The following is a 26,498-nucleotide window of genomic DNA, read 5'->3' as shown; positions in this document are numbered from 1 at the left end:
CCCACCGGACCCCAGCCTGTCCTGATCTCCCTGGCCATCACCCGGGAACTGGACCTCAAAGGCTCCTTCCGGTTCAATGACGAGATCGACGACGTCATCACCGCCCTCGCCGACGGCACCCTGCACATCAACCCCGTCATCACCCACGACTACCCGGTGGACCAGGCCCTCGAAGCCTTCGACGTCGCCCGCAAATCCGCCGAATCAGGGAAAGTACTCCTCAGCTTCGGCGGGGCCTAGAAAGTGTTCGTGCTCAGTCCCGGCGGACGGGGATGAAAACCCTGGGCTGGTCCGTCCAGGTGTCCGACATGCGCAACATCGTGCGGCGCATGATCCTTTCCGAGGCCGCCCTGGCCGCAGGGGCATCCCCGGCGGCTACGGCCTCGGCCAAGTCAACGTGCCACTGCAGCGCGCCCTCATGCGGATGGTCCGGCATGAGGCCGTGCACTGTCCGGCCCGTCAACGTCTCGGCCACCTGGCCCATCAGGTTGGCGAACATTTCGTTGCCGGACCCGGAGAGCAGGACCGAATGGAAGGCGATGTCCAGTTCCAGGAACCGCGGTACGTCGCCCGAGTGGCCGGCATCGCGCAGGTCGTGGGCAATGTCCACCAGTTCCCGGCGGAGGTGTGCCGGCGCGTTCTGGGCGGCCAGTTCCGCCGCTGCCGGTTCGACGGCGGAGCGAAGCTCGGCAAGGGAGCGCAGCTGGGCTCCCCTGCCCTCGCCGGAGAGCCGCCAGCGGATCACCTGCGCGTCGAAGGGGTTCCAGCGGTTCGACGGCAGGACCTTTATTCCGACGCGTTTGGTCGTCTCGACAAGCCCCAGGGACTGCAGCACGCGCACTGCTTCGCGGATGACCGAACGGGAGACCTTCAGTTCGTCCTCCAACTGCTCCGCCAGCATGATGTGGCCGGCAGGAAGTTCGCCGGCGACAATCCGGGTGCCGAGGTTCTCAATGGCACGGTGGTGCAGGCTGGTCGACATGAACATAAGCCTAGTGCGATTCCTGCTCATCGATCTGCCAGCCAGGACAGCCGGGGAGCCTCGCGGGAGCAGGCGTCCTACACTGGCTGTGATACCCGGCATTCCACAAAGTGGGCGCCACTTTCCTGAATGCCGCCCGAATATATATGCTTTATTCGGATCCCTTGGTTCGTAACTGCATGCTCCGCTGCCAAACGCGGGGCCACCTGCACATCCATTGCACAGAAATGAATTGGAGTTTTTGATGTCAGCACACATCGGTGTCACCGGCCTTGCGGTGATGGGAGCCAACCTGGCGCGTAACCTTGCCCGGAACGGCTTCACGGTTGCCCTGCACAACAGGTCGGTAGAAAAGACTGACGCACTGCTGGAGAAGCACGGCACGGACGGCGATTTTGTCCGGACCGAGACGCTGCAGGAACTGGTCGACTCCCTGGAGAAGCCGCGCCGCGTCCTCATCATGGTCAAGGCAGGCAAGCCGGTTGACTCTGTCATCGAGCAGCTGGAGCCGCTGCTGGAAGCCGGCGACATCATCATCGACGCCGGCAACTCCCATTACGAGGACACCCGCCGCCGCGAAGCCGCCCTGGCCAAGAAGGACCTGCACTTTGTGGGCGTTGGCGTTTCCGGCGGCGAAGAAGGCGCCCTGAACGGACCGTCCATCATGCCGGGTGGTTCCAAGGAGTCCTACAAGGCCCTTGGCCCGCTGCTGGAGAAGATTTCCGCGAAGGTCGACGGCGAGCCTTGCTGCGCCTGGGTTGGCACTGATGGCGCCGGCCACTTCGTCAAGATGGTCCACAACGGTATCGAATACGCCGACATGCAGGTCATCGGCGAGGCATTTGACCTCCTTCGCTCCGGCGCAGGCATCGAGCCGGCCGAACAGTCCAAGATCTTCACCGAGTGGAACAAGGGCGACCTCTCCTCCTTCCTGATCGAAATCTCCGCCGAGGTCCTGGGCCATGTCGACGCCAAGACCGGCAAGCCCTTCGTTGACGTTGTCGTCGATGCCGCAGGCCAGAAGGGTACCGGTCGCTGGACCGTCATCTCCGCCCTGGAACTCGGCTCCCCGGTCTCCGGAATCGCCGAGTCCGTGTTCGCCCGCGCCCTGTCCTCCCAGGCTGAACAGCGCAGGCTCGGGCAGGAACTGCTGGCCGGCGAGGAAGCCTCCGTGGAAATCCCCGACACCTTCGTCGAGGACGTCCGCCAGGCGCTGTACGCTTCCAAGCTGGTCTCCTATGCCCAGGGCCTGGACATGCTGACCTCCGCCGCCAAGGAGTACGGCTGGGACCTGAAGCTGGACGAAATTGCCTCCCTGTGGCGCGCTGGCTGCATTATCCGTGCTGAACTGCTCAAGGACATCACCAAGGCCTACGCCGCTGACGAAAAGCCCGCCAACCTGCTGTTCGCGCCGGCTTTCACCAAAGCCATCGCAGAGGCACTGCCGGCTTGGCGCCGCGTGGTCGCCACCGCCGTCCAGCTGGGCATTCCCGTGCCGGTGTTCTCCTCCTCGCTCGCGTACTACGACGGCCTGCGCCGCAAGCGCGTCGCTGCCGCCCTGATCCAGGGCCAGCGGGACCTCTTCGGAGCCCACACCTATGGCCGTGTCGACGCCGAGGGCACATTCCACACCCTGTGGGGCGAAGACAAGTCCGAGATTGAAGCAGTAGACACGCACTAGTTTCGGCAGGCGCCATTGCGTCACGCCATGGCACCTCCGGCCGGCAGTTCCCGCTACTCTGGGAGCTGTCGGCCGTTGCTGTTTTCGGGGGCAACTGCGGTATCCGCCGAGCGAGGGAGTCCAGCATGGCCCAGCCAGTAGCATTCGTTACCGGAGCTTCCACGGGGATCGGCTTCGAAGCGGCCAGGAAACTGGCCGGCCACGGCTTCACGGTCTATGCCGGAGCCCGCCGCGTGGACCGGATGGAACCATTGACAGCCCTCGGAGTCCATGTCCTGCCGCTCGACGTGACAGACGAGGAATCGATGAGTGCCGCCGTCGGCCGTGTCCTGGAGGAACGTGGACGGATCGACGTCCTGGTGAACAATGCCGGGTACGGCTCATTCGGCGCCCTGGAAGACGTCGAACTCGCCGAAGGGCGCCGCCAGTTCGACGTCAACGTCTTCGGGCTGGCGAGGATGACCCAACTTGTTTTGCCGGCGATGCGGAAGGCGGGCCAGGGACGGATCATCAATATCTCATCCATCGGTGGCAAATTCTATGAGCCGCTCGGCGCCTGGTACCACGCCACGAAGTTCGCCGTGGAGGGCATGAGCGACGCACTGCGGCTCGAGCTGAAGCCGCATGGCATTAGCGTGTCCATCATTGAGCCTGCGAGTACCGTCTCCGAATGGGGCGGGATCGCGGCCCAGGGGCTGCTGGCCACCAGTGGAACAGGGCCCTACGCCGCACAGGCCCGGCAGATGGCCGGCGCGCTGGATTCCACTAACCGGCCCGCGACGTCCACGGCCCCGGAGGTCATTGCTGACGCGGTGCTGCACGCGGCCCATTCCGCACGGCCGCGGACCCGCTACCCCGTGGGGCGCGGCGCCCGGGCCATCCTGACGCTGCGGCGGATCCTGCCGGACCGGCTGTTCGACCCCGTGGTCATGCTCGTGCTCAAGCGGGTGGCGGCCCGGTAACCGTCAGATGAGGTATTCGATGTCGTACTCGGCCGGATCCACCGCAGGCGTGGTCTCACGCTGGGCGTCCCGGTGGCGCCACTTGGCCGGGACGCCGGTAACGATTGATTCGGGCGGCGCGTCCCTCACCACAACTGCGTTGGCACCGACGGCGCTGTCCCGGCCGATGGTGATGGGTCCCAGGATCTTGGCTCCGGCCCCGATGGTCACCCTGTCTTCGATGGTGGGGTGACGCTTGACCTTGGCCAGGGAGCGGCCGCCGAGCGTCACACCGTGGTAGATCATCACGTCCTCACCGATTTCGGCGGTCTCGCCGATGACCACCCCCATGCCGTGGTCAATGAAGAAGCGCCGTCCAATGGTGGCGCCGGGGTGGATTTCGATCCCGGTCAGGAAACGGCCCAGCTGGGAAACGAGCCGGGCCGGAAAGCGCAGCCCGGGGTTTTGCCACAGGCGGTGCGTCAGCCGGTGGATCCAGATGGCATGCAGCCCTGAATAGGCGAAAAAGTTCTCAAAAGAACCTCGAGCCGCCGGGTCGTGGGACCGGGCGGCGTCGAGGTCTTCCTTTAGTCTTGCGAAAAAGCCCACAAAGTTCTTTCTACAGGAAACGGGCGGAGAGCGGACTGATCAGCCGCGGATGTCGTCATAGAGCACGGTGGAGATGTAACGCTCGCCGAAGTCGCAGACAACGGCGACGATCAGCTTGCCGGCGTTCTCGGGACGCTTAGCCAGTTCCAGGGCGCCCCAGACGATGGCGCCGGAGGAGATGCCGCCCAGGATGCCCTCCTTGATGCCGAGGTCACGGGCCACCCGCACGGAGTCCTCCAGAGTTGCGTCCAGGACTTCGTCATAGACGTTGGTGTCGAGGATTTCCGGCACGAAGTTGGCGCCGATGCCCTGGATCTTGTGCGGGCCGGGGGCGCCGCCGTTCAGGATGGCGGAGTCCTTCGGCTCGATGGCCACGATCTGCACATCGGGGTTGCGTTCCTTCAGGACCTGGCCGACGCCCGTAATGGTGCCACCGGTGCCGATGCCGGCTACGAAGATGTCAACCTTGCCGTCAGTGTCGGACCAGATTTCCTCAGCCGTGGTGGTGCGGTGGATCTCGGGGTTGGCCTCGTTGGCGAACTGCTGTGCCCAAATGGAGTTCTCCGTGTTGGCCACGATTTCCTGGGCCTTCTCCACTGCGCCGCGCATGCCCTCGGAGCCGGGTGTCAGGACGATCTCGGCACCGAACGCCCGAAGCATAACGCGGCGTTCCGTTGACATGGTTTCCGGCATGGTCAGGATGACCTTGTAACCGCGGGCAGCGCCCACCATGGCCAGGGCAATGCCGGTGTTTCCGGAGGTGCCTTCCACGATGGTTCCGCCGGGCTTGAGGGCGCCGGACTTCTCGGCGGCGTCTACGATGGCCACGCCGATACGGTCCTTGACGCTGTTGGCCGGGTTGTAGAACTCAAGCTTGACGGCGACAGTGGCACCGAGGCCTTCGCTCAGCCGGTTCAGGCGGACCAGCGGAGTGCCGCCGACCAGCTGCGTTACGTCGTCATAGATCCGTGCCATGTAGGTATGCCTATCTCTCAAGAGTGAATACTGAGGTCAGCCTAACGATGGCGGCGCAACCGTTGCTAAGCATTAAGCCATGCAGAGTAATATTTCCTGGCCTTGGCCAGCTTGGGATTGATGATCACCTGGCAGTACCCCTGTTCCGGGTGCTTGGCGTAGTAGTCCTGGTGGAAGTCCTCTGCCACGTGGAACCGGGGCAGGCGGCTGACCTCGGTGACGATGGGGTGGGACCACAGCGCCTGGTTCCGTTCGATCGCTTCCTCGAACAGTATTTTTTCCTCGGTGGTCTCATAGAACATGGACGAGCGGTACTGCGTGCCCACGTCATATCCCTGCCGGTTGAGCGTGGTGGGATCGTGCAGTGCGAAGAACATGTCCAGGATGACCTCGGCAGGGATCACGTCCTCGTCAAACGTCACCGCCACCACCTCGGCATGCCCTGTAGTCCCGTTGCAGACGGAGTAGTAGTCGGGATTCGGATCGTGGCCGCCGGTGTAGCCGGAAACCACTGAACTGACGCCCTTGGTTTTTTGATAGACAGCGTCGAGGCACCAGAAGCAGCCCCCGCCAAGAACAAAAGTTTTCATGACCTCTTCAATGGTTGGGAACCCCGGATGATTCCCTGACAACCCTATAAGGACTCTGCCACATGCAGGGGAGGGCGCCGAATGGGGTAAAACTGAGACTATGGAACCTGTAGACACCGGCGTTGCAGATGCGGAACCGCACGACGACGGGACCTCCCGGGAGGAAGCCCCCGCGGCAGAGCAGACAGTCCCGCCCACGTTGGGGCAGGTGTTGCTGGCGGTAGAGGAACTGTGGCCCGAATCCCTGGCAGAGAGCTGGGACGAAGTGGGCCTGGTGGCCGGACGGCCGTCCTCGCCGGTCACGCGGGTGATGTTCGCCGTCGATCCCACGCTGGAAGTCATCGAGGAAGCCGTGGAATGGGGAGCCGAGCTGCTCATCACCCACCATCCGCTGCTTTTGAAAGGCGTCACCTCGGTGGCCGCCACCACGGCCAAAGGCAAGGCAATCCACCGGCTGATCGAGTCTGGAACCGCACTGCTGACCGTCCATACCAACGGTGATTCCGCCGTCGGCGGCGTTTCTGATGTCCTGGCAGACGCACTGGGACTGGAGGACGTATTGCCCCTGACCCTCGCCAGCAACGGCCTTCCCGAGGAGGGCATCGGGCGCGTGGGTCACCTGGCGGAGGTAATGAGCCTCGGAGACTTCGCCGCACGGGTTTTTGGAATCCTTCCGTCCGTGGCCGGGGGAGTGCGGGTCTCAGGTGACAAGGATGGCCTGGTGCGCCGCATCGCGGTGTGCGGCGGGGCCGGCGATTCGCTGTTCAACGAGGTGCGCGCCAGCAATGCGGACGTCTTCGTCACCGCTGACCTTAGGCACCATCCGGCATCCGAGGCCCGCGAAGACGCCGTGAATGGCCGGCCCTACCTTATTGACGTCTCGCACTTCGCCAGTGAGTGGCTGTGGTTGCCGGCCGCAGCGTCTGCGCTGGGTAACGTGCTCGCCGACCAGGGCCACGATGTGGAGATCCAGGTGAGCACCACCAACAGTGATCCATGGGACTTCATACTGACTCCGGGCTAAGCCTGGAGTGCGAAGGGGCCCGGGCGAGCGAAGCGAGGCAGGGGAGCAGGCCACGCGCTAGAGTCTATAGAGCGCCGGTTCGGTGCCCGGCTCCGGCCGGTGGGATCAAGCGGAGGTAACAGTGGCTAAGGCAGCACCGGCGGAACAGTTGAAGTTGCTCGAATTGCAGGGACTGGACGCCAAGCTGAAGTCGCTCGCCAACCGGCGCCGTGCCCTGGACACCGACCCCCGGATTACGGATCTCCAGTCGGCGCTGTCGGTCGCCAACGGTGAGCTGGGTGCCGCCAAGATGGCCGTGCACGACGCCGAGGCTGAGCTGAAGCGGGCAGAGTCCGACGTCGAACAGGTCACCACCCGCATTGAACGCGACGAGGCCCGGCTCAACAGCGGAACGGGGCTTTCCAAGGACCTCGTGGCCCTGCAGAAGGACATCGCGTCGCTGAACAGGCGCCGCTCAGACCTCGAGGACATAGAGCTCGAAGTCATGGAGCGACTGGATTCGCTCCGCGCCAGGCAGGCGGCCCAGCAGCTGATCGTGGACAACATCCAGGGCTCATTCGGCGGCATCCGCGCGGAGCTGGACAAAGCCCTGGCTGAAGTGGATGCCGAGGCAGCGGAGGTCAAACGCCAACGCGCTGAGTTCGCCGCAGGACTGGACGCCGGGATGTTGGCCGTTTACGAAAAAACGCTGGCCAAGCGAGGAGTGGGCGCCGCACGGTTGTTCCATGGAACGTCCGAGGCTTCCGGAATGAAGCTCAGCCCCGGCGACCTCGCCGAAATCAAAGCCGCCGCCGAGGACGACATCGTCTTTTGCCCGGACTCCGGTGCCATCCTGGTGCGCTCCGCCGAGTGGAACACGGCCAGCCCGACCAACTAACCCAGGATGATGTTCAACGCGTGCGGCTTACGGGCTGCACCGTCAACCAGCTCCGCGTCCCACTTTTCGCGCGCCGCCTTCAGGAGCTGTGCCGGGGTCTGCGGGGCGTTGCCGCGGCGGACCAGCAAGTGCCGGGCCAGTTCCCCGCGCGTGTGCTTCGCAAAGTGGCTCACCACCTTGCGCACGCCATCCACTTCAGTGAAAACGTTGACGGCGACGGTCTGCGCCGGCGGGGGTGCCCACGCCGCGGCGTACGTGCTTGAACGGCAGTCCACCAGCAGCTGGCCTGCCGCGGCCTCCGTGAGGGCCTCCGACAGTTGCGGCTTCCAGAACGAGGCGAGGCGGCCGACGTCGGGCAGTGCAGTCCCCATCGACAGCCGGTAGGCGGGCACCCGGTCGGCAAAGCGGATGGCACCCCACAGCGCGGATACCACCAGCACCGCCTCGTCGGCCTTCCGGCGCTGCGCGGGCGTCAGCGTTTTGTAGCCCAGGGCGTCGTACAAAACCCCCGAGTAGATCTGGTGGGCAGGCGCCGCCGGTTCGGCGTGCAGCCGGGTGTTCCGTTCGACGTCGTCCCGCAGCGATGCCCCGACGCCCAGCAGCGCGAGGGCGTCCTCGTGTGCACTCACCGTTCCCAGGGCATCCAGGACTTTGGCCCGGTAGGTGTTCAGTGCCGGGAAGCTGAGGGAAGGCCAGTCGACGGCGGTTCCCCGGGCTGCGGGAGTCTTGCCTTCGGAGGGGGGAAGCAGAATCAGCACCGTACGATCTTACCGGCGACTTGGGCGCCCCCTTGCCCGGTAGACTGGGTGCCGGATGGGTTGACCAGGCGGCCGCGCGTCACGCAAGTGGCTCGAGGAACGTCCGGGCTCCACAGGGCAGGGTGGTGGGTAACGCCCACTCGGGGTAACCCGCAGGCCAGTGCCACAGAGAACAGACCGCCTGTGTCGCGCCGGTTTGAAAGCGGCACGAAACAGGTAAGGGTGAAACGGTGGTGTAAGAGACCACCAGCTTCCCGGGTGACCGGGAAGGCTAGGTAAACCCCACCCGGAGCAAGGCCAGACAGGACACGTTTGAGGGCTGCCCGCCCGAGTGTCCGGGTAGGCCGCTGGAGGGCGTCGGCAACGGCGTCCGTAGATGGATGGCCGCTACTCCCGCGCTGGTAACGGCACGGGAGCACAGAACCCGGCGTATCGGTCAACCCATCCACACAACGTCAGCTCAAGTCATGTGAGTGACTTCACGCCGGACGGGGCAGTCCAGGGCGCCCCTCCCGCCTAGAATAGAGAGCGAACGTAGAAGTTCTGCCACCGGGTCTGCGTTCGCAGCCGGTGGTTTTTCTTCGCGCTTCTCCAAGGTGTCCGGGGTGGACCGAATCCCCGCCGACGCTTGCGCCCCGGAACACCTCCGGCGGCCGCCCTCCGCGTACGAGGACGTATGTGGTTGACCCAAGGAAGGTAGTTCTGTGAGCCAGACGTCAGATTCTTGTCTTGATACGTGGATGGGCCGGGAGGCCCTCGCCGAGGCCATGATTCCGGTGATCGGCCGGCTGTACCGTGAAAACAACGTGGTGACTTCCATCCACGGCCGCAGCCTGATTAACAAGTCCACCATGAACATCCTGAAGGCGCACCGGTTCGCCCGCCGTATGAGCAAGGATGAGCTGCTTCTGGAAGAAACAGCCCCGCTGCTGAACACCCTCGCCGGCCTGGAACTGGGCGCGGCCGCGATCGACATTGCCCGCCTGAACCAGAAGTTCAAGGCCGAGGGCGACGGCGCCACACTGGAAGAGTTCCTCCGCGCCGAACTGGCCGAGGTAGTGGGCAAACGCGGCGCCGACGACCGCACCAGCACTGACGTTGTGCTCTATGGCTTCGGCCGGATTGGCCGGCTCCTGGCCCGCCTCCTGATCGAAAAGGCTGGTGGCGGCCACGGTCTTCGCCTGCGCGCCATAGTGGTGCGCCGTGGATCGGACAAGGATCTCTCCAAGCGCGCCAGCCTGCTGCGCCGCGATTCGGTCCATGGTTCCTTTGAAGGCACCATCCGCGTGGACGAGGAAGCCAACACCATCACCGCGAACGGTGTCCAGGTCCAGGTCATCTACTCGGACAACCCCGCGACGATCGATTACACGTCCTACGGCATCCACGACGCCTTGGTGGTGGACAACACGGGACGCTGGCGCGACGCCGAAGGCCTGTCACAGCACCTTCAGAGCAAGGGTGCTTCGCGTGTTCTCCTCACCGCGCCGGGCAAGGGCGCGCTCAAGAACATCGTGCACGGCATTAACCACGGCAGCATCGAGGATACTGACCAAATCGTCTCCGCGGCGTCCTGCACCACCAACGCCATCACCCCGGTCCTGAAGGCCATCAACGACAAGTTCGGCGTGATCCACGGCCACGTGGAAACCGTCCACTCCTTCACTAACGACCAGAACCTGATCGACAACTTCCACAAGGGCGACCGCCGCGGCCGCTCCGCCGCGCTGAACATGGTCATCACCGAAACCGGTGCGGCCACTGCTGTGGCGAAGGCGCTGCCCGAACTTCAGGGCAAGCTTTCCGGCAGCTCCATCCGCGTCCCCACCCCCGATGTCTCCCTCGCCATCCTGAACCTGAGCCTTGAAAACGGCACCACCAAGGACGAGGTGAACAACTACCTGCGCCAGATGTCCCTGCATTCGGACCTGCGCAAGCAGATCGACTACATCGATTCCCCCGAGGTTGTGTCCACCGACTTCGTCGGTTCCCGCCGTGCGGGCATCGTGGACGGCCTGGCCACGATCTCCAACGACAAGAACGTCATCCTCTACGTCTGGTACGACAACGAATTCGGCTACTCCTGCCAGGTGGTCCGAGTCATGGAAGAGATGGCAGGGGTCAACCCGCCGTCGTTTCCCGCCAAGGAACCTGCCGCGGCACTGGCGGCCATCGCCGTCTGATTCCCTCCTCTGAGGCAATTTCCCGGCTGGTTCTCTGGAATCAGCCGGGAAACGGGACCACACTGGTGGCATGAATAACGAAACTCTCCACGAGACCACGCTCGAACACGCCCTGGATGTAGCCAAGGCCAACCACAAACGGGCCATCCGCCTCCTGGAGGAGGCCCAGGCGGGTTACAAGGCCGGAGATGTCAGCGAAGATCGCGTGCGCCAACTCGAAGAGCTGCTCCAGGTTGCCGCCGAAGATCTCCGGAGGGTGACCCGGGAACAATAAGAAGCTCTTTCCCGGCTTCCCACTCCTCCCCAACACTGTGGATATCGGCCACGTTGTCCGAGGAGTGTCCTAGGCTCTTCTGGTGCACTACGTTTCCGGAAGGGCAGGCTGCCCGTGACCGTCAGCTGGTCTGCTTACCGACGGGCACGCCGCCGCTCGCGGCAGGCATGGGCCCTGGTCATTCTCCTGGGAGTATCCGCTGCAGCGTCGGTGGCGTGGTTCTTCACTGCCGGCCAGTTCGCGGCGGCGGAACCGGCCATTGCAGGACCTACGGAGGCGCCGGTTTTCGATCCGGGCTTTATGAAACCGGTGGTTCCGGTGCATGCTGTGCCGCGGGGTAGCGCCCGTGAAGCCCTCGACGGGCTGCCGGTCAAGGGACGTGCACCTAACGACAACTATGAGCGCGAAGCCTTCGGGCAGGCGTGGCAGGACCTGGACCGGAATGGCTGCGACACCCGCAACGACGTCCTTCGCCGTGACCTCACGGGCGTGGTGTTCACCGAAGGCTCCACATGCCGAGTGGCGGCCGGCCATTTCCACGAGCCTTACACAGGACTTCCCGTGGACTTCCGGCGAGGCTCGGAGAGCAGCAAGGCGGTCCAGATCGATCATGTGGTGGCCCTGGGCGACGCCTGGCAAAAGGGCGCGCAGCGCCTGAGTCCGCAGCAGCGCCAGAGCCTGGCCAACGACCCCCTGAACCTTATCGCCGCGGACGGGCCCGCCAACCAGCAGAAGAGTGCTGGTGACGCCGCCACCTGGTTGCCCAAGAACAAGGCCTTCCGCTGCCATTATGTCGCTAGGCAGATCTCGGTGAAGGCCGCCTATGGGCTTTGGGTGACGCAGCCGGAGAAGGACGCCATGAAGAGGGTCCTGGACAGCTGCCCCCAGCAGCTGACTGTTACTGCGGGCTGACGTCCGACTCGTGGACTAGTGGCCGAAAGGATCCGGGTCGACGCCGGGCATCCAGGTTAGGCCCGGAACGCCCCAACCGCTCTTCTTGGCCTGCTTCATCGCCTTGCGTGCATAGCGGTCGATCAGCCGGTTGACGTAGAGTTTTCCATCCAGGTGGTCATACTCGTGCTGGATTACCCGCGCGAACCACCCTGTGGCCTCAAATTCAACTGGCTGCCCATAGCCGTCGAAGCCGCGCACCCTGGCCCACTCGGCACGCTTCAACGGGTACTGTCCGCCCGGAAAAGACAGGCAGCCCTCCTCTTCCTCATCGGGATCGGGAAGGGCGCCGGAAATTTTGGACAGGGTCAGGACAGGGTTGACCAATACTCCTGCGGGAGGCGCGCCGTCATCGTTGGCGTATTTGTAGACAAATATCCGCTTGCCGACCCCGACCTGCGGCGCCGCGAGTCCGACGCCGTTTGCGGCGTCGTTGGTTTCGAACATGTCCGCAATCAGGGTCCTGAGTTCGTCGTCGAACACTTCCACCTCGGAAGCCCGGCGGTGCAGGACCGGTTCCCCCCAAATGGTGATTGGCATAACTGTCATGTCAGACGGGTCCTTCGGGATGCGGCGCGATGCCGGCCGTTGTGCGTTAAACAAGGATGCAAAACAAAGGAGGCCGCACCGGATATCCGGTGCGGCCTCCTTCTCGAACGGCTGCTAGAACCATCCTGTGCGGGTGAGCTACGGGGGTTGAACCCGCGACCTCCTGGACCACAACCAGGCGCTCTGCCAACTGAGCTAAGCCCACCATGTGCCTTGCAGGTCTACCGGGCGACCGGCTCTCTGGAAAGGCAACTCAAATAGCTTACCTGCTGTTCGCGTGTGCTTTTGCCACTTTTCCCGTTTTTGGCCAAAATTCGAAGCAAACGTGGTGCAGATTACGTCCTTGGGGCCGCTGGGTCTGCATCAGCGGCGGTGGTCTCCGCGCCGGCGGCGATCCGTTTGGAGATGGCCTGGGCCGTTGCGCTGTCCGGGCCTGGCGCCGGGACAAATACGGCTTCCCGGTAGTAACGGAGTTCGTCGATGGAGTCCTTGATGTCACCGAGGGCGCGGTGACCGCCCTTTTTGGCGGGGGATTGGAAATAGGCTCGCGCAAACCACCGGCGTGAGAGTTCCTTGATGGTGCTGACATCGATCACGCGGTAGTGCAGGTGTTCCACCACTGAGGGCATGTCCCGGGACAGGAACACACGGTCCGTGCCCACCGAGTTGCCGCCCAACGGCGCCTTACGGGGGTCCGGGACCCACTTTTCGATGTATTCCATGACGGCGGCCTCGGCCTCGGCCATGGTCTTGCCGTGCGGCAGTTCCGTCAGCAGCCCCGAGCGCGTATGCATGTCGCGGACGAAATCATTCATCTGGGCCAGCGCGGAATCCTCCGGCTTGATCACCACGTCCACTCCGTCGCCCAGGATGTTCAGTTCCGAGTCCGTCACCAAGGCCGCCACCTCGATCAGGGCGTCGTTCTTGATGTCCAGGCCGGTCATTTCGCAGTCGATCCAGACGATGCGTTCATTAGATATAGGCACTTGACAAGCCTACCGTTTAGCTCTGTCCGGGCCGTCCGATGCTAGGATTTCGGAAACGCGGCGGTGAATTTTCCGTCGTTGTACTATGCCCCGGCCGGCCCGGTGAGGCCCGCAGGGCGGAAGCGTGGAATGCAACAGATTGGACAATCCTGAGATGACGGGGCCTGTGCCTGCAGCGGGGGAGAAGGCCGCCCCGATCCTCAAGCTGCCAGAGGCCGAGGTCGACAACGCACGGTCTCCGCTGATCGCCGGCTTTATCGGTTCGGTGTTGATGATGGTCGGTTCCCTGGGAGTCGGTTGGCTTGCGCCCGTCTCGGAGTTGCGGCGGATGCCGCTCTTCATCTGGATGCGGACCGAGGCCATCGGTGTTGCGCTGTCCATCATCCTCCTGGCCGTCGGCGGCATGCTCCTCGTCCGCGCCTGGCTCAGGCTGGGCCAACGCGTCCGGATCTGGGGTCTGGCGGCGCGCAAAGCCACCCTTCAGGCGGTGGTGCTTTGGGGCCTGCCGATGATGTTCACAGTGCCGTTGTTCAGCCGGGATGTGTACGCCTACATCGGCCAGGGCAGGCTGATGGTGGAAGGCTTCAATCCCTACGAAAACGGCATTTCCGCGCTGTCCAACTATTTCCAGCTCGGCGCCGACAAGATGTGGACCGAGGCCCCGGTCCCATATGGCCAGCTGTTCCTGTGGATTGAGCAGTTTGTGGTCTGGTCCACCAACGTGCACCCGGAGGCCAGCGTGATGCTGTTCCGGCTGGCTGCTCTGGTTGGCATCGTGCTGTGCATCAACTACGTGCCCAAGCTGGCGGACCTCCATGGTGTCAACCCGCACCGGGCCCTCTGGCTCACCGCAGCCAATCCACTGTTCCTCACCAACTTCATTGCCAGCGTGCACAACGACGCCCTGATGATCGGGCTGGCCCTAGCTGGCCTGTACTACTGCGCCACCCGGCGCGTGGTGCTGGGCATCGTGCTGGTCACGCTGTCCATCTCGGTCAAGCCGATCACCATCGTCTTCCTGCCTTTCATCGGCCTGCTCTGGGCCGGCAAGGACGCCAGCTGGCCGCGGAAATTCCTGTACTGGGCACTCACGGCCGGTCTGAGCGTGGGGATTCTTTTTGCCATGAGCCGGGTCAACGGCTTCGGTTTTGGCTGGATTAATGGCCTCTCGGCTCCCGGCAGCATTTGGATCTGGTACGCGCCGATCGGGCTGATGGGCCTGGTGGTCGCTTCCATCGCCAACGCGTTCAGCCTCGATGGCTGGGGGCTCGCCAAATGGGTGTACGACGCCGGGAAGCTGCTGGCCGTGGGCATCGTCGCCTGGCAGATCTTCAAGGGAGACCATGACCGCCTCATGCGCCGGCTGACGTTGGCATTTGCCGCCATCGTCCTGCTGGCCCCCATGATCCAGTCCTGGTATGTGGTCTGGCTGATCCCGTTGTTCGCAGTTACAGGCATCCGGGACGACTGGCAGGTCAAGGCCCTCTACTTCATCGTGTCCTTCTTTATGGTCTATGCGATCTCGGACCAGCTGGAAGTCTTTCCGTACCTGCAGACGGAGGACCTTGGCCTGGCGCTCGCCCTGGCGCGCAACGCTGCCGCTGTTATCGCCCTGATGTTCGCGCTCTACCTGATTTTCCTGGACCCGCGCACCAAACAGCTCTTCAGCAAGTCGGACCAGCCAGTTACCTCACGCCCCGTCATCTGACGGGAGATTCCTGATCGCTTCCCGGTGGGACAGCGGACTAAGGTGTTCGCCGTGCTCGGCGACGAAAGTCCGGACCCATTCCGGGTCGGTTTTGCCAAACTCGCGCAGTGCCCAGCCAATGGCCTTGCGGATGAAGAACTCGCGATCCGCGAGATTGGCTTCAAGGACGTTCCTGAGTAGCCTGCGGTCAGTGTGGGCCTTGGCCTTGAGCTGGGCGGTGATGGAGGCCCGCCTGATCCAGAGGTCTTCGTCCCGGCTCCAGCCAAGCAAAACCTCAGTCATGGCCGGCCGGTGTGCTTGGAGCAGGGCGCAGATCCGGTCCGACACGCCGTCCACAAAGTCCCACCAGGCGCCGGTCCGGATGATTTCCTCATACACAGGGAGCATCGCCAGGTCCTTGGCTGCCATCTTCACACCGGTGAGGTCTATGGCCGCGTAGCGTTCCTCCCGCACCTTGGCGTCGCGCCAGAGCTCAAGCACCGTGGCCCGCAGCTGCTCGGGGGATTCGAACGGGTGGGCAGCGGCTGCGGCCTTTGTCAGGCGCCTGACCTCCGGCACCCTGACGCCCAGCGATGGGATGGACGATTTCATGTAGGCCTGCGCGCCCGCCCCGCGTTCGGCGTCGGCCTGTTCTTCCAAGGCCGCACGGATAGTGGCCAGCACCTCGCGGTTCACCATCCTGCAACTTTAGCGAGCCGGATCCTCACTGTGACGTAACAGGAGGCGAGAATGAACATGGATACAATAGGCTAGTTAGCGCTAACAACCAGCTGGAACGCAGAGGATCCATCATGTCGGGTACGGAACACAGCATCGCCTTCGGGTCCTACTCGGCCATCGTCACGGCCCGCGGCGGCGCGTTGCGTGAACTTCAGTACCAGGGACGGCACCTGGTGGTTACCTTTGGCCCTGACGGCGGGATTCCCGACTACCGCGGCGTCATTTGCGCCCCCTGGCCCAACCGCCTCGCCGATGGCACATACAGCTACGGTGACCGCTCCTTCCGGGCAGACATCAATGAACCGGAGCGCGGTACGGCACTCCACGGCCTGCTGACCGGAGTGGACTGGGACGTGCTGGAGCACTCGACGGATGCCATCACGCTCGCCGGCAACGTCCAGGCCAATGCCGCGTATCCGTCCGGCCTTGAAGTCTGCGTCACCTACCGGCTCTCTGATGACGGCCTCCACTCCATGGTCCGGACGCGGAACACCGGCACCCAAACGGCGCCTTACGGAGTATGTCCCCACCCCTACCTCGTGGCCGGCCCCTCGCCGCTGGACCACTGGACCATGGAGCTTCCCGCCCGGGAGTTCCTGGCTGTGTCTGCTGACCGGCTGCTGCCCGAAGGCATCCATCCGGTTGAGGGCCATGAGTTCGATTTCCGCACCCCCCGCCCTCTGGGCACCATCAAGATCGACCACGCCTTCACAGGGATCATCCGCGGGAAACATGGCCTCGCAGCTGTCCGCGTCCTTGATCCGGCGGGAACCGGTGTCGAGCTGGAGTGGGACGGAACCTGGCCCTGGGTTCAGGTCCACACTGCCGACAAGCCCAGCGGCAAGGACAGGCTGGGCCTTGCCGTGGAGCCCATGACCTGCCCGCCGGACGCGTTCAATTCAGGGACGGACCTGGTGCACCTGGCGCCCGGGGAGTCCCACGAGGCCGGCTGGACCATCAGGGCGCTCAGTTAGCCGGACCTCCGCGAAGGTCCAGGCGCACCACGGCCCGTCCCGGAACGGCGGAGCTGACAGCCTGGAACCCTGCGCGCAGGAACAGGTTCAATGTGCCGTGATACAGGTCGGCAGCTGACGCCTTGGGCCTGAGTCCGCGGTCAACCGGATAGCCTTCCACCACGTCCGCACCATGGATCCGGGCGTGGTCGACGGCGGCGCCCAGCAGGGCATCCGCAACACCGCTGCGGCGGTGGCCGGGAGCGACCACAAAGCAGGTCACGGACCACACGTCGCGTGGCGCGGGATCAGTGGCCACGGCGTCGGCCCCGGCATCGGCCGGTGCTGATGCATCCGCGAGCCGCAGGACCCGGGAACGGAGCACCCGCGGGTAACACGTTCGCGGTTCAACCGCGCACCAGCCCACCGGCCGCCCCGCCCGGAAGGCGAGCACACCGGGGGCGGTGGACCCGGCGTCGAACTTTTCCCGCAGTTGCGCCTTGCGCGCGGCCGGTTCCAGCGCGGAGTACTCGGGACCGGTGAGCGCGAAGTACCGGCACCAGCAGCGCGACGGTTCACCGGGCAGGCTGAAGAGGCTCTCGACGTCGGCCCATTCTGCAGGTGCCGTGGTCAGGCCATGAACCGGCTCGTCTTCCATGCCTACAGGGTAGTCCGCCCGACGCGGCTTGCTACGAAATGATTAACGTGGCAAACGCCTTCCCGCTACGCTGGGAGGCAATCCCACCCCGGCCCAGAAGTTGATCGGGCCGCCGCAACGGAAAGAATGCCAATGACCCTTGGACAGCAGACGGAACTGCCGGACTGGAACCGTTCAGCGCTCACCCCTGGCCTATGTTCGGTGACGCTGCCGAACAGCAGCATTGCAGACGTTGCCCGGATAGCGGCCGAGGCCGGCCTGGCCGGAATCGAGTGGGGAACGGACGTGCATATCCGCGATGGCGCCTCCGCAGACGAAGCCCGCGAAGCTACCCTGGCCGCAGGCTTGGAGATCCTGTCCCTCGGCTCCTATTACCGTGCCGGCAGCTTCACCGATTTTGAAGCCGCAGCGGAACTGGCCGTTCGCCTGGGAGCGCCAAGAATCCGGATCTGGGCGGGCGAACTCGGCTCGGCCGAATCCGACGGCGGTCTTTGGGCGGAAGTCGTCCGGGACACCCTGCGGATTGCGGACATCGCTGGCCGCCAGGGTCTGGACCTTGCCTTCGAGTACCACGGCGGCACGCTCACGGACACGCCCGAGTCCACGATCCAGTTGCTCCGTGACGTTGGCCGGGACAACGTGGGGACTTACTGGCAGCCCGCCGTCGGACTCTCCGACCAGGCCGCCCTGGCGAGCCTGCGCAAAGTGCTTCCGTTTGTTTCCGGCGTGCACTGCTTTTCGTGGTGGCCGAAGCAGGAGCGGCTACCCCTGAGCGGACGCAAGCAACTGTGGCAGTCGGTGGCCGATGCCGTGCGTGAGTCGGGCCGGCCAGTGGACATGATGCTTGAGTTCGTGGCGGAGGACCTCGCGGAGAACGTCAGCCATGATGCGGACTTCCTGAATCACATCGCTCTGGGCGAGGACTGAGTCCACCCCATCCGCGTCAGCCACGCCGCGCACAGCGAGGTCCACTGGGCCGGTCCCGGATCCTCGGGAGCGAGTCCGAGGCCGTGGCGCCCATGCGGAAACACGTGCAGTTCGGCCGGCACTCCGGCGCGGACCAATGACCCGGTGTAGGCGAGGCTGTGATGGACCGGCACCGCCGCGTCGTCGGCCGTGTGCCACACAAATGCCGGGGGAGTAGTGGCAGTGACGTGGAGATCGGCGGAAACTTCCCGGAGCAGCGCTTCCGATGGTGACGCCCCGAGCAAATTGTCCACGCACCCCTGGTGCACTTCGTCCGTGTAGGACACCACGGGATAGCACAGCACTGTCAGGTCCGGGACGGCGGCCTTGAGGTCGAGCGCTGCATCGCCGGTAGCCACCGCTGTTGACAGCGTGGCCGCCAGGTGGCCGCCAGCGGAGAACCCGAGGACGCCCACCCGTGTGCCGTCCACGGCCAGGCCCATGCCTCCGGCGCGGATCTGCAGCAGCGCAGCTTTGGCATCCTCGAGGGGTGCCGGGTGGCGGTGCGGTGCAACCCGGTAACGGAGCACATAGGCGTGGATCCCCAGCGAGGCAAGCCACTCGGCAACCGGCTCAGCCTCATGGTCAGCCTGATGGCCGTAACCTCCGCCTGGAAGGACAAGGACGGCAGGTCGCGGGCCGTCTGTGCGAGCGGGGACAGCTGTGAGGGAGGCGGTCGCCACCTCAGGAGGCCATCTCGGTGCTGCGGCGAAGCGTCACGCGTCCGGTCACCGGAGACGGTTCGGCGGCGTCTTCGGCTGCGGCGGAGCCGGCGGCGCTGCGTGTGGCGATCCTGCCAATGTCCTCAAGCGGAAGGTGCACGGTGGACAAGGCCGGACGGAAATCGCGCAGCGTCTCGATGTCGTCGAAGCCGGCGATGGTGGCGTCGCGGGGGACGCGCAGGCCCTTGCTGCGGAGGGCGGCGGCAGCCCCAATTGCCATGACGTCGTTGACGGCGAAGATGCACAGCCCCCTGGCCGGACCCTGGTTCGCGTTCCCTTCGCCCCGTTGGCCGTCCCGGCCCACAGCCTTGATCCGTTCGGCCAGGGTGACCCCGGCTTCGTACCCGCCGGCCCTGTTAAAGGAACTGCGCAGAATCTCCGCCGGAGGCCTGCCTGCGTCGGCAAGGCCCTTCTGGAAGCCGCGGATCCGGTCATCGGAGGTGAAGAGTCCTTCCGGGCCGCCGATGATCACGAAGTCGTCGTCCTGCCGGGAGGCGGCAAGCTCGGAGGCAAGGCTGGCGGCGAGCTCCTCGTTGGGCACTTCCACCACGTGGTAGCCCTCCGTCACCTCAGCCCCTACTACCGGGTGTCCCACCACTGCCACCTGGCCGCCGTTGCGGCAATACCTGTCCAGTTCCGCGGCCAGATCGGCGTTGCCTTTGGTGTCCTCGGCGCGGGAGGAACGGGACCCGGCGATCACGATCGAATCGGCCCGGCGCGCGGCGAAGGCGGCGACAGCCTCTTTTTCGTCCGCGGGTGCACCGGCAGTAGTAGCGAGCAGGACCATGCGGCCCTGCTCCCGGGCGGCTTCCTGGACGCCGCGGGCGATCGCGGCAAAATAGGGGTCCGCGATGTCGTGCACGATCAGGCCGATGAGGCCGGAGCTTGACTTGGCCAGGCCCTGGGCTTGGGCGTTGGGAATGTAGCCAAGCGAGTCCGCGGCTTGCCGCACGCGGTCGGCGATGTCCTGCCCCGGTTTCCGGGCCGAACCGTTGAGCACGCGGGAGGCCGTAGCAGGCGAGACCCCAGCCAGCCGGGCCACCTCGGTGAGGGTACTTGCAGCCACGGGATCTCCTTTTCAGACGGTATTTCGCGCGGGACTAGCCGCCAATGGCGTTGAGCACATTATGGCAGTTTTAGGCACTTGCCGGAAAGCGCTTGCCAATTCCGTGTCGCGGGGTGCAGAATAGTGGCAGTGGGAATGCGCTTTCCCAGACAGCTTGAGTAACACTGCTCACTCACCGTGGAGGACACATGGGCTTCGAAACAAAGACGATCCGTATCGCCATGAACGGCATCACCGGCCGGATGGGTTACCGCCAGCATCTGCTGCGTTCCATCCTCCCCATCCGTGACGCCGGAGGCTTCACGCTGGAGGACGGCACGAAAGTCCAGATCGAACCGATCCTGGTAGGCCGCAACGAAGCCAAGATCCGCGAACTCGCGGAACTGCACAAAGTGGCGGAGTGGACTACGGACCTGGACTCGGTAATCAATGACCCCACGGTTGACGTCATTTTTGATGCCTCGATGACCAGCCTCCGCGCGGCCACCCTGAAGAAAGCCATGCTGGCCGGCAAGCACATCTTCACCGAGAAGCCCACGGCAGAGACCCTCGAGGAGGCCATCGAACTGGCGCGCATCGGCAAGGAAGCCGGGGTCACCGCCGGCGTCGTGCATGACAAGCTGTACCTGCCCGGCCTCGTCAAGCTGCGCCGCCTGGTGGACGAAGGCTTCTTCGGCCGCATCCTCTCCATCCGTGGCGAATTCGGTTACTGGGTCTTCGAAGGCGACGTGCAGGCTGCCCAGCGCCCGTCCTGGAACTACCGCAAGGAAGACGGCGGTGGAATGACCACGGACATGTTCTGCCACTGGAACTACGTCCTCGAAGGCATCATTGGCAAGGTCAAGAGTGTCAACGCCAAGACCGCCACGCACATCCCGGCCCGCTGGGACGAGGCAGGGAAGGAATACAAGGCCACCGCGGACGACGCCTCCTACGGCATCTTCGAACTCGAGACCCCGGGCGGCGACGAAGTCATCGGCCAGATCAACTCCTCGTGGGCCGTTCGTGTCTACCGTGACGAACTGGTCGAATTCCAGATTGACGGCACACACGGCTCCGCGGTTGCCGGTTTGAACAAGTGTGTTGCCCAGCAACGCGCCCACACCCCCAAGCCGGTCTGGAACCCGGACCTGCCCGTCACGGAATCCTTCCGCGACCAGTGGCAGGAAGTTCCCGCCAACGCCGAACTGGACAACGGCTTCAAACTTCAGTGGGAAGAATTCCTCCGCGACGTCGTCGCCGGCCGCGAACACCGCTTCGGCCTGCTCTCCGCCGCCCGCGGCGTGCAGCTCGCCGAGCTGGGCCTGCAGTCCAACGACGAACGCCGCACCATCGACATCCCGGAGATCACCCTCTGATGACTTCCCTGATCCTTCCCTCCAACGACGGCGGAACCCGGGAGTACCGCCTCCAAGGCGGTGCATCCTGGGCCCGCCCCGCCGCACCGCTCACAGCCCGGCGCGCCTACGCAGCGGCGCACGTGATTCCGGAGGTCCTGGCAGACAACACACCGGGCGCCCCGGCACGCCTGGACTGGGACGCCACCATGGCGTACCGGCACGAACTCTGGTCCTATGGCCTGGGCGTTGCCGATGCCATGGACACCGCGCAGCGCGGCATGGGCCTTGACTGGGCCGCCACCCAGCAGCTCATCAAGCGCACGGGTGTTGAGGCCGCCTCGGTGGTCTCTGCCGGCAACGCCGCGACCGCCGGCAAAACCGTGCGGGACCTCGTCTCCTGCGGCGCTGGCACCGACCAGTTGGACATCGCCACCCTGCCCACGGGCGAGGCTGGACTCGCAGCCGTCCTCGAGGCTTACCGCGAGCAGATCGCCGTCGTCAGTGAAGCCGGACCCAAGGTCATCCTGATGGCCTCCCGGGCACTGGCCCGGGTTGCCGCCGGTCCGGAAGACTACCTGAAGGTGTACTCCACCCTGCTCCAGGAAGTGGACCAGCCTGTCATCCTGCATTGGCTCGGAACCATGTTCGATCCCGCCCTGGCTGGCTACTGGGGCTCGGACGACGTCGCCCAGGCTACCGAGACGTTCCTCTCCCTGATCCGCGACAACGCCGACAAGGTGGACGGCGTCAAGGTGTCCCTGCTGGACGCCAGCCACGAAGTTGCCCTCCGCGCGGTCCTGCCGGAAGGCGTCCGCCTGTACACCGGCGACGACTTCAACTACCCGGAACTGATCGACGGCGACGGCACACACCACTCGGACGCCCTGCTGGGCATATTCGCGGCTATCTACCCGGCGGCTTCTGCTGCGCTGCAGCAATACGACGCCGGCAACGCTGCGGAAGCGCGGGCCATCCTCGACTCCACCCGCGAACTTGGCAAGCACATCTTCAGCGCCCCCACGTTCTACTACAAGACCGGGATCGCGTTCATGTCCTGGCTCAACGGCAAGCAGCCAGGCTTCCAGATGGTGGGCGGCCTGCACTCCGGCCGTTCCGTGGTGCACCTGGCCAAAACCTTCGAGCTGGCGGACCAGGCCGGGCTGCTGAAGGACCCGGCCCTCGCCGCGTTCCGGATGTCCGACTACCTGCGCATCAACGGGGTGGGAGTATGAGCGACTTCTCACGCCTGTCCCTGAACAGCGCCACCACCAAGAAATGGACGCTGGCCGAGGCCGTGGAGGGCTGCGTCCGCGCCGGAATCCCCGCGATCGGGCCCTGGCGTGACCGCGTGGAAGAAGCAGGGCTGGACAAGGCCGCAAAGCTGATCAAGGACGCCGGCCTCCGGGTCTCCTCGCTCTGCCGAGGCGGCTTCCTGACCGCTGCCGACGCCGACGGCCAGGCTGCCGCGCTGGCGGACAACCGCGCGGCGATCCTCGAGGCAGTAGCGCTGGACACACAGGAGCTCTTCCTGGTGGTCGGCGGACTGGCGCCGGGGGAGAAAGACGTGGTAGCTGCCCGCCAGCGCGTGGCAGACCGCCTTGCCGATCTTGTCCCGTTCGCCTCCGAGAACGGCATCCGGCTGGTGCTCGAACCCCTGCATCCGATGTACGCCGCGGACCGTGCGCTGATCTCCACGCTGGGGCAGGCCCTTGACCTCGCGGCGCCGTTTGACACCAAGGATGTGGGCGTCGCGGTCGACACGTTCCACGTCTGGTGGGACCCGGAACTTAAGGCACAGATTGCACGCGCAGGCCGGGAGGACCGCATCGCTTCCTACCAGGTGTGCGACTTCAACATGCCCATTGCGGCGGATCCGTTGCTGTCCCGGGGCTTCATGGGCGACGGCGTGATCGACTTCGCCACCATCGGCACCTGGGTCCGGGACGCCGGATACATGGGCGACATCGAGGTTGAAATCTTTAATCAGGACATCTGGGACGCTGACGGCGACGCCGTCCTGGAGACCATCAAGGCACGCTACGCGGAACTCGTGTTGCCGTACGCCTGACCTGATCCAGACCGCGGGCGCCTGCTACGTCACGGCAGGCGCCTGCGCCCCACTGCGAAGGACCTGCACCGCCGTCACGGTGCAGGTCCTTCGCTTTGCCCTGGCTTCGGATCCGGGGATCTGCCGCAGGTTCAGCCCAAGTAGGCGGCGGCGTGCCTGCGGTACCTGGCCAGCACGCCGCCGTCGGACGGTTCTGCCGGCAATTCCGTACCGCTGAGGGTCCACTCAGGGAAGGCCCCGGCCAGCACGGCGGCTGCCTGGCGCGCGGCGCCGTCGGCCACGTACTCGCCGGGGGTCGGAACAAAGCCAGGAAGGCCGAGCAGCTGGCTGGTCGCCAGCTGCACAGCAGGCGACTGCGCACCGCCGCCCACCAGAATGACACGCTGCGCGTCCACCCCTTGCGACCGGAGGGCCGCCAGGCCGTCGGCGAGGGAACAAACCACGCCTTCGACGGCGGCGCGCGCCAGGTTCGCGGGGGTGTAATTTGTCCGGGTGATGCCGTGCAGTGATCCTGCCGCCTCCGGCAGGTTGGGTGTCCGCTCGCCGTCGAAATAGGGGACCAGGGTCAGGCCGCCGGCCCCTGCGGGAGCCGACAGGGCAAGCTCGTTGAACTCCTCGAGGCTGACATCGAGCAGCGCGGCAGTGGCGTCGAAGACCCGGGTTGCGTTGAGCGTGCAGGCGAGCGGCAGGTAGTTGCCCGTGGCGTCCGCAAAACCTGCAACAAGCCCCGATGCATCGGCAGCCGGCGTCGTTGACACGGCGAACACGGTCCCGGACGTGCCAAGTGAAAGCACGACGTCGCCCACGCCCGCTCCGACGCCCAGCGCGGCGGCGGCGTTGTCCCCGGCACCCGGTCCGATGAGCGCCCCTTCCGGAGTTTTCCCTGCGATGTCCAACGGACCAACGACGGCGGGAAGGTGCGGGACGCGGCCAAGGGACTTTTCGAGGGCGTCGGGAAGGTACTCGCCGGAGGAGGCGGAGTAGTAGCCCGTGCCCGAAGCGTCTGAGCGGTCGGTGCGGAGTGCGGCCAGGCCCGCGTCGCCGCTGCCGGGACCAAAGCCAGCCAGGCGCCAGGAGAGCCAGTCGTGCGGCAGGCATACGGCGGCAACCCGTTCGGCGTTCGCCGGCTCGTTCTCTGCAAGCCACCGCAGCTTGGTGACGGTCAGGGAGGCAACCGGTACAGTTCCCGTGGCGCGGGACCAGTAGCGGGCACCCGCTGCGGAGTCGCCGTCGCCGGCCTCCCGGATCATTTCGAGGGCGGCGGGAGCACTCCTGGTGTCGTTCCACAGCAGTGCCGGCCTGATGACCTCACCGGCACTGTCGAGGCAAACCATGCCGTGCTGCTGTCCGCCGACAGAGATGGCGCTGACGTCGGCGAGCCCGCCCGCCTGGGTGATTGCAGCCTGCAGGGCGTTCCACCAATGGTCGGGGTGGACTTCGGATCCGTCGGGGTGGCTGGCGCGGCCCTGGCGCACCAGCTCGCCGGTGTCCGCGTCGCGGATCACTACTTTGCAGGACTGGGTGGAGCTGTCGATTCCGGCAACGAGGGCCATGGGGTTCCTTCTGATGCGCCGGCACCGCCGGATCATGTCCTGATCCGGCGGCGCCGTGGTGCTGGTGGTGGGGTGCCTGCGGCTTAGCGTGCGTTGAGCAGGTGCTCGATGGCCAGCTGGTTGAGCCGCACGAAGGCGAAGGAGCGCTCGGCGGCGGCGTCGGCGTCGAATTCCGCGAAAGCGGACGCATCAGCGAGCAGGTCCGCGGTGGTCTCACCGGCGGCGAGGGTCGGTTCGCCGAGCTCGAATACACCGGAGGCTTTGAGGGCCTCCTGGACTTCAGGGTCTGCACGGAAGGCGAGCGCGCGTTCCTTGAGCAGGAGGTACATGGACATGTTGGACTTCGCGGACTCCCAAACGCCGTCGTAACCATCGGTCCGGGACGGCTTGTAGTCAAAGTGGCGCGGTCCGTCGTACTTGGGGCCGCCGTTGGGGAAGCCGTTCTCGAGCAGATCCACGGTGAAGAACGCGCTGGTGAGGTCGCCATGACCGAAGACGAGGTCCTGGTCGTACTTGATGCCGCGCTGGCCGTTGAGGTCGATGTGGAAGAGCTTGCCGGCCCAGAGGGCCTGGGCGATGCCGTGGGTGAAGTTCAGGCCTGCCATCTGCTCGTGTCCGGTCTCGGGGTTGAGGCCCACGATGTCGCCGTGCTCGAGCTGGGCGATGAAGGCCAGCCCGTGGCCCACGGTGGGCAGGAAGATGTCGCCGCGGGGCTCGTTGGGCTTGGGCTCCAGGGCGATCCGCAGGCCATAGCCCTTGTCCTTGATGTAGGCGGCGGCGGTGTCTACGCCTTCCTTCATGCGGTCCAACGCGGCGGACAGGTCCTTTGAACCGTCGTATTCGCTGCCTTCGCGCCCGCCCCACATAACGAACGTTTCGGCGCCCAGCTCGGCTGCGAGGTCGATGTTCTGCAGGACCTTGCTGAGGGCGAATCGGCGGACGGAGCGGTCATTGGAGGTGAAGCCGCCGTCCTTGAACACCGGGTGGCTGAACAGGTTGGTGGTCACCATGGGGGTCTTGAGGCCGGTCTCGGCCAGGGCAGCCCTGAAGTTCTTGAGGATCAGTTCGCGCTCGGAGGCCGTCGCATCGAACGGGACGAGGTCGTTGTCGTGGAACGTGATGCCATAGGCACCGAGTTCGCTGAGTTTGTGGACCGCTTCCACGGGGTCCAGGGGCTTCCTGGTGGCGACGCCGAAAGGGTCTGCTCCAGTCCAGCCGACGGTCCAGAGGCCGAAGGTGAACTTGTCGCCGGGTGTGGGCGTGAGAGTCATGATGCGTCCTTGCATTTGGGGGAACCGTGGAACCCGAGAGTTAGTTTATCGCTTGAACTATATAGGTGGCGATGAGCTAAGGTCAATAGGATG

At 65.1% G+C, this 26,498-nt stretch carries 26 protein-coding genes, 1 tRNA gene, 1 other RNA gene and 1 pseudogene; 15 read left to right on the top strand and 14 right to left on the bottom strand.

All coding sequences use genetic code 11. The features are described from left to right. Positions 1 to 240: pseudogene (locus tag ACFC25_RS15750) on the top strand (L-idonate 5-dehydrogenase); the annotation flags it as partial. A 13-nt stretch (positions 241 to 253) separates the two neighbouring features. Here the strand turns inward: ACFC25_RS15750 and ACFC25_RS15745 are convergent. Further along, positions 254 to 982 (bottom strand): FadR/GntR family transcriptional regulator, encoded by a 729-nt coding sequence (locus tag ACFC25_RS15745; protein ID WP_376046716.1) that lies wholly within the window; start codon positions 980 to 982, stop codon positions 254 to 256. A 244-nt stretch (positions 983 to 1,226) separates the two neighbouring features. Between ACFC25_RS15745 and gndA the strand changes: the two genes are divergently transcribed. Continuing rightward, a complete protein-coding gene (gndA, locus tag ACFC25_RS15740) occupies positions 1,227 to 2,663 on the top strand; it encodes an NADP-dependent phosphogluconate dehydrogenase (protein WP_376046713.1) in 1,437 nt (478 codons plus the stop codon). A gap of 125 nt (positions 2,664 to 2,788) precedes the next feature. Further along, positions 2,789 to 3,625, top strand: coding sequence for an oxidoreductase (locus ACFC25_RS15735; protein ID WP_376046711.1), 837 nt, complete (start codon positions 2,789 to 2,791; stop codon positions 3,623 to 3,625). A 3-nt stretch (positions 3,626 to 3,628) separates the two neighbouring features. Here the strand turns inward: ACFC25_RS15735 and epsC are convergent, their stop codons facing one another. The 3 genes from epsC to msrA all read right to left on the bottom strand — a co-directional run bounded on the left by epsC (position 3,629) and on the right by msrA (position 5,778). After that, a complete protein-coding gene (epsC, locus tag ACFC25_RS15730) occupies positions 3,629 to 4,213 on the bottom strand; it encodes a serine O-acetyltransferase EpsC (protein WP_337349007.1) in 585 nt (194 codons plus the stop codon). Between the two features lie 39 nt (positions 4,214 to 4,252). Next, positions 4,253 to 5,188, bottom strand: coding sequence for a cysteine synthase A (gene cysK / locus ACFC25_RS15725; RefSeq protein ID WP_337349008.1), 936 nt, complete (start codon positions 5,186 to 5,188; stop codon positions 4,253 to 4,255). Between the two features lie 65 nt (positions 5,189 to 5,253). Beyond that, positions 5,254 to 5,778 (bottom strand): peptide-methionine (S)-S-oxide reductase MsrA, encoded by a 525-nt coding sequence (gene msrA, locus ACFC25_RS15720; protein ID WP_337352404.1) that lies wholly within the window; start codon positions 5,776 to 5,778, stop codon positions 5,254 to 5,256. 100 nt (positions 5,779 to 5,878) lie between these two features. On the opposite strand from msrA, the gene ACFC25_RS15715 reads away from it, so the two are divergent. Next, positions 5,879 to 6,802, top strand: coding sequence for a Nif3-like dinuclear metal center hexameric protein (locus ACFC25_RS15715; RefSeq protein ID WP_376046707.1), 924 nt, complete (start codon positions 5,879 to 5,881; stop codon positions 6,800 to 6,802). Positions 6,803 to 6,923: 121 nt separating this feature from the next. After that, positions 6,924 to 7,679: a C4-type zinc ribbon domain-containing protein gene (locus tag ACFC25_RS15710; protein ID WP_337349011.1), complete on the top strand. Its 756-nt coding sequence runs from the start codon at positions 6,924 to 6,926 to the stop codon at positions 7,677 to 7,679. On the opposite strand, the gene ACFC25_RS15705 is transcribed toward ACFC25_RS15710, so the two are convergent. Then, positions 7,676 to 8,437: a peroxide stress protein YaaA gene (locus ACFC25_RS15705; RefSeq protein WP_337349012.1), complete on the bottom strand. Its 762-nt coding sequence runs from the start codon at positions 8,435 to 8,437 to the stop codon at positions 7,676 to 7,678. The genes ACFC25_RS15710 and ACFC25_RS15705 overlap by 4 nt on opposite strands. Before the next feature lie 56 nt (positions 8,438 to 8,493). Here ACFC25_RS15705 and rnpB point away from each other — a divergent pair. The 4 genes from rnpB to ACFC25_RS15685 all read left to right on the top strand — a co-directional run bounded on the left by rnpB (position 8,494) and on the right by ACFC25_RS15685 (position 11,806). Further along, positions 8,494 to 8,885: RNase P RNA component class A (gene rnpB, locus ACFC25_RS15700), an RNA gene on the top strand. A 256-nt stretch (positions 8,886 to 9,141) separates the two neighbouring features. Continuing rightward, the gene (locus ACFC25_RS15695) at positions 9,142 to 10,620 is read left to right on the top strand and encodes a glyceraldehyde-3-phosphate dehydrogenase (RefSeq protein ID WP_337349013.1); all 1,479 of its coding nucleotides are present in this window, start codon (positions 9,142 to 9,144) and stop codon (positions 10,618 to 10,620) included. 70 nt (positions 10,621 to 10,690) lie between these two features. Beyond that, positions 10,691 to 10,894 carry a hypothetical protein gene (locus tag ACFC25_RS15690; protein WP_337349014.1) on the top strand — a complete coding sequence of 68 codons (204 nt, stop codon included), beginning with the start codon at positions 10,691 to 10,693 and terminating at the stop codon, positions 10,892 to 10,894. Positions 10,895 to 11,008: 114 nt separating this feature from the next. Next, positions 11,009 to 11,806, top strand: coding sequence for an HNH endonuclease family protein (locus ACFC25_RS15685; RefSeq protein WP_376046702.1), 798 nt, complete (start codon positions 11,009 to 11,011; stop codon positions 11,804 to 11,806). Between the two features lie 15 nt (positions 11,807 to 11,821). On the opposite strand, the gene def is transcribed toward ACFC25_RS15685, so the two are convergent. From def to orn, 3 genes are all read right to left on the bottom strand, one after another. Further along, positions 11,822 to 12,394: a peptide deformylase gene (def, locus tag ACFC25_RS15680; RefSeq protein WP_337349016.1), complete on the bottom strand. Its 573-nt coding sequence runs from the start codon at positions 12,392 to 12,394 to the stop codon at positions 11,822 to 11,824. 132 nt (positions 12,395 to 12,526) lie between these two features. Continuing rightward, a tRNA-His gene (locus ACFC25_RS15675) sits at positions 12,527 to 12,599 on the bottom strand. A 130-nt stretch (positions 12,600 to 12,729) separates the two neighbouring features. Then, positions 12,730 to 13,380, bottom strand: a complete 651-nt coding sequence (orn, locus tag ACFC25_RS15670; protein ID WP_376046698.1) for an oligoribonuclease — start codon at positions 13,378 to 13,380, stop codon at positions 12,730 to 12,732. Positions 13,381 to 13,534: 154 nt separating this feature from the next. On the opposite strand from orn, the gene mptB reads away from it, so the two are divergent. Further along, positions 13,535 to 15,088, top strand: a complete 1,554-nt coding sequence (gene mptB / locus ACFC25_RS15665; protein WP_376046695.1) for a polyprenol phosphomannose-dependent alpha 1,6 mannosyltransferase MptB — start codon at positions 13,535 to 13,537, stop codon at positions 15,086 to 15,088. Here the strand turns inward: mptB and ACFC25_RS15660 are convergent. Further along, the gene (locus ACFC25_RS15660; RefSeq protein ID WP_337349019.1) at positions 15,071 to 15,766 is read right to left on the bottom strand and encodes a DNA alkylation repair protein; all 696 of its coding nucleotides are present in this window, start codon (positions 15,764 to 15,766) and stop codon (positions 15,071 to 15,073) included. The two genes, mptB and ACFC25_RS15660, sit on opposite strands and share 18 nt — an antisense overlap. Before the next feature lie 113 nt (positions 15,767 to 15,879). Between ACFC25_RS15660 and ACFC25_RS15655 the strand changes: the two genes are divergently transcribed. Beyond that, positions 15,880 to 16,782: an aldose 1-epimerase family protein gene (locus ACFC25_RS15655; protein WP_337349020.1), complete on the top strand. Its 903-nt coding sequence runs from the start codon at positions 15,880 to 15,882 to the stop codon at positions 16,780 to 16,782. Here ACFC25_RS15655 and ACFC25_RS15650 read toward each other — a convergent pair. Beyond that, positions 16,775 to 17,419 (bottom strand): GNAT family N-acetyltransferase, encoded by a 645-nt coding sequence (locus ACFC25_RS15650; RefSeq protein WP_376046691.1) that lies wholly within the window; start codon positions 17,417 to 17,419, stop codon positions 16,775 to 16,777. The two genes, ACFC25_RS15655 and ACFC25_RS15650, sit on opposite strands and share 8 nt — an antisense overlap. 132 nt (positions 17,420 to 17,551) lie before the next feature. Here ACFC25_RS15650 and ACFC25_RS15645 point away from each other — a divergent pair, with 132 nt between their 5' ends. Next, on the top strand, positions 17,552 to 18,346 hold the full coding sequence (locus ACFC25_RS15645; protein ID WP_376046688.1) for a sugar phosphate isomerase/epimerase family protein: 795 nt from the start codon (positions 17,552 to 17,554) through the stop codon (positions 18,344 to 18,346). Here the strand turns inward: ACFC25_RS15645 and ACFC25_RS15640 are convergent. Then, positions 18,322 to 19,068 carry an alpha/beta hydrolase gene (locus tag ACFC25_RS15640; RefSeq protein WP_376046685.1) on the bottom strand — a complete coding sequence of 249 codons (747 nt, stop codon included), beginning with the start codon at positions 19,066 to 19,068 and terminating at the stop codon, positions 18,322 to 18,324. The two genes, ACFC25_RS15645 and ACFC25_RS15640, sit on opposite strands and share 25 nt — an antisense overlap. 1 nt (position 19,069) lies before the next feature. Further along, on the bottom strand, positions 19,070 to 20,173 hold the full coding sequence (locus ACFC25_RS15635) for a LacI family DNA-binding transcriptional regulator (RefSeq protein ID WP_376046682.1): 1,104 nt from the start codon (positions 20,171 to 20,173) through the stop codon (positions 19,070 to 19,072). A 188-nt stretch (positions 20,174 to 20,361) separates the two neighbouring features. On the opposite strand from ACFC25_RS15635, the gene ACFC25_RS15630 reads away from it, so the two are divergent. Genes ACFC25_RS15630 through ACFC25_RS15620 form a run of 3 tightly spaced genes read left to right on the top strand, consistent with a single transcriptional unit; the run spans position 20,362 to position 23,581 of the window. Then, complete coding sequence (locus ACFC25_RS15630) at positions 20,362 to 21,531, top strand: Gfo/Idh/MocA family oxidoreductase (RefSeq protein ID WP_337349025.1); 1,170 nt, start codon at positions 20,362 to 20,364, stop codon at positions 21,529 to 21,531. Further along, positions 21,531 to 22,745, top strand: coding sequence for a dihydrodipicolinate synthase family protein (locus ACFC25_RS15625; RefSeq protein ID WP_376046679.1), 1,215 nt, complete (start codon positions 21,531 to 21,533; stop codon positions 22,743 to 22,745). The genes ACFC25_RS15630 and ACFC25_RS15625 overlap by 1 nt, the downstream gene beginning before the upstream one ends. Then, positions 22,742 to 23,581 carry a sugar phosphate isomerase/epimerase family protein gene (locus ACFC25_RS15620; RefSeq protein WP_376046677.1) on the top strand — a complete coding sequence of 280 codons (840 nt, stop codon included), beginning with the start codon at positions 22,742 to 22,744 and terminating at the stop codon, positions 23,579 to 23,581. Before ACFC25_RS15625 ends, ACFC25_RS15620 begins: the two co-directional genes overlap by 4 nt. Before the next feature lie 131 nt (positions 23,582 to 23,712). Here the strand turns inward: ACFC25_RS15620 and ACFC25_RS15615 are convergent, their stop codons facing one another. Both ACFC25_RS15615 and xylA read right to left on the bottom strand, forming a co-directional pair. Beyond that, a complete protein-coding gene (locus tag ACFC25_RS15615) occupies positions 23,713 to 25,134 on the bottom strand; it encodes a xylulokinase (protein ID WP_376046674.1) in 1,422 nt (473 codons plus the stop codon). A gap of 83 nt (positions 25,135 to 25,217) precedes the next feature. Next, positions 25,218 to 26,405: a xylose isomerase gene (gene xylA / locus ACFC25_RS15610; RefSeq protein ID WP_337349029.1), complete on the bottom strand. Its 1,188-nt coding sequence runs from the start codon at positions 26,403 to 26,405 to the stop codon at positions 25,218 to 25,220. Positions 26,406 to 26,498 lie beyond the last annotated feature (93 nt).

This window comes from Pseudarthrobacter sp. NPDC055928 (assembly GCF_042270935.1).
In the GTDB taxonomy this organism is placed as follows: domain Bacteria; phylum Actinomycetota; class Actinomycetes; order Actinomycetales; family Micrococcaceae; genus Arthrobacter.
Note: the sequence above shows the minus strand (reverse complement) of the source record. Positions and strands in the feature narration are given on the sequence as shown.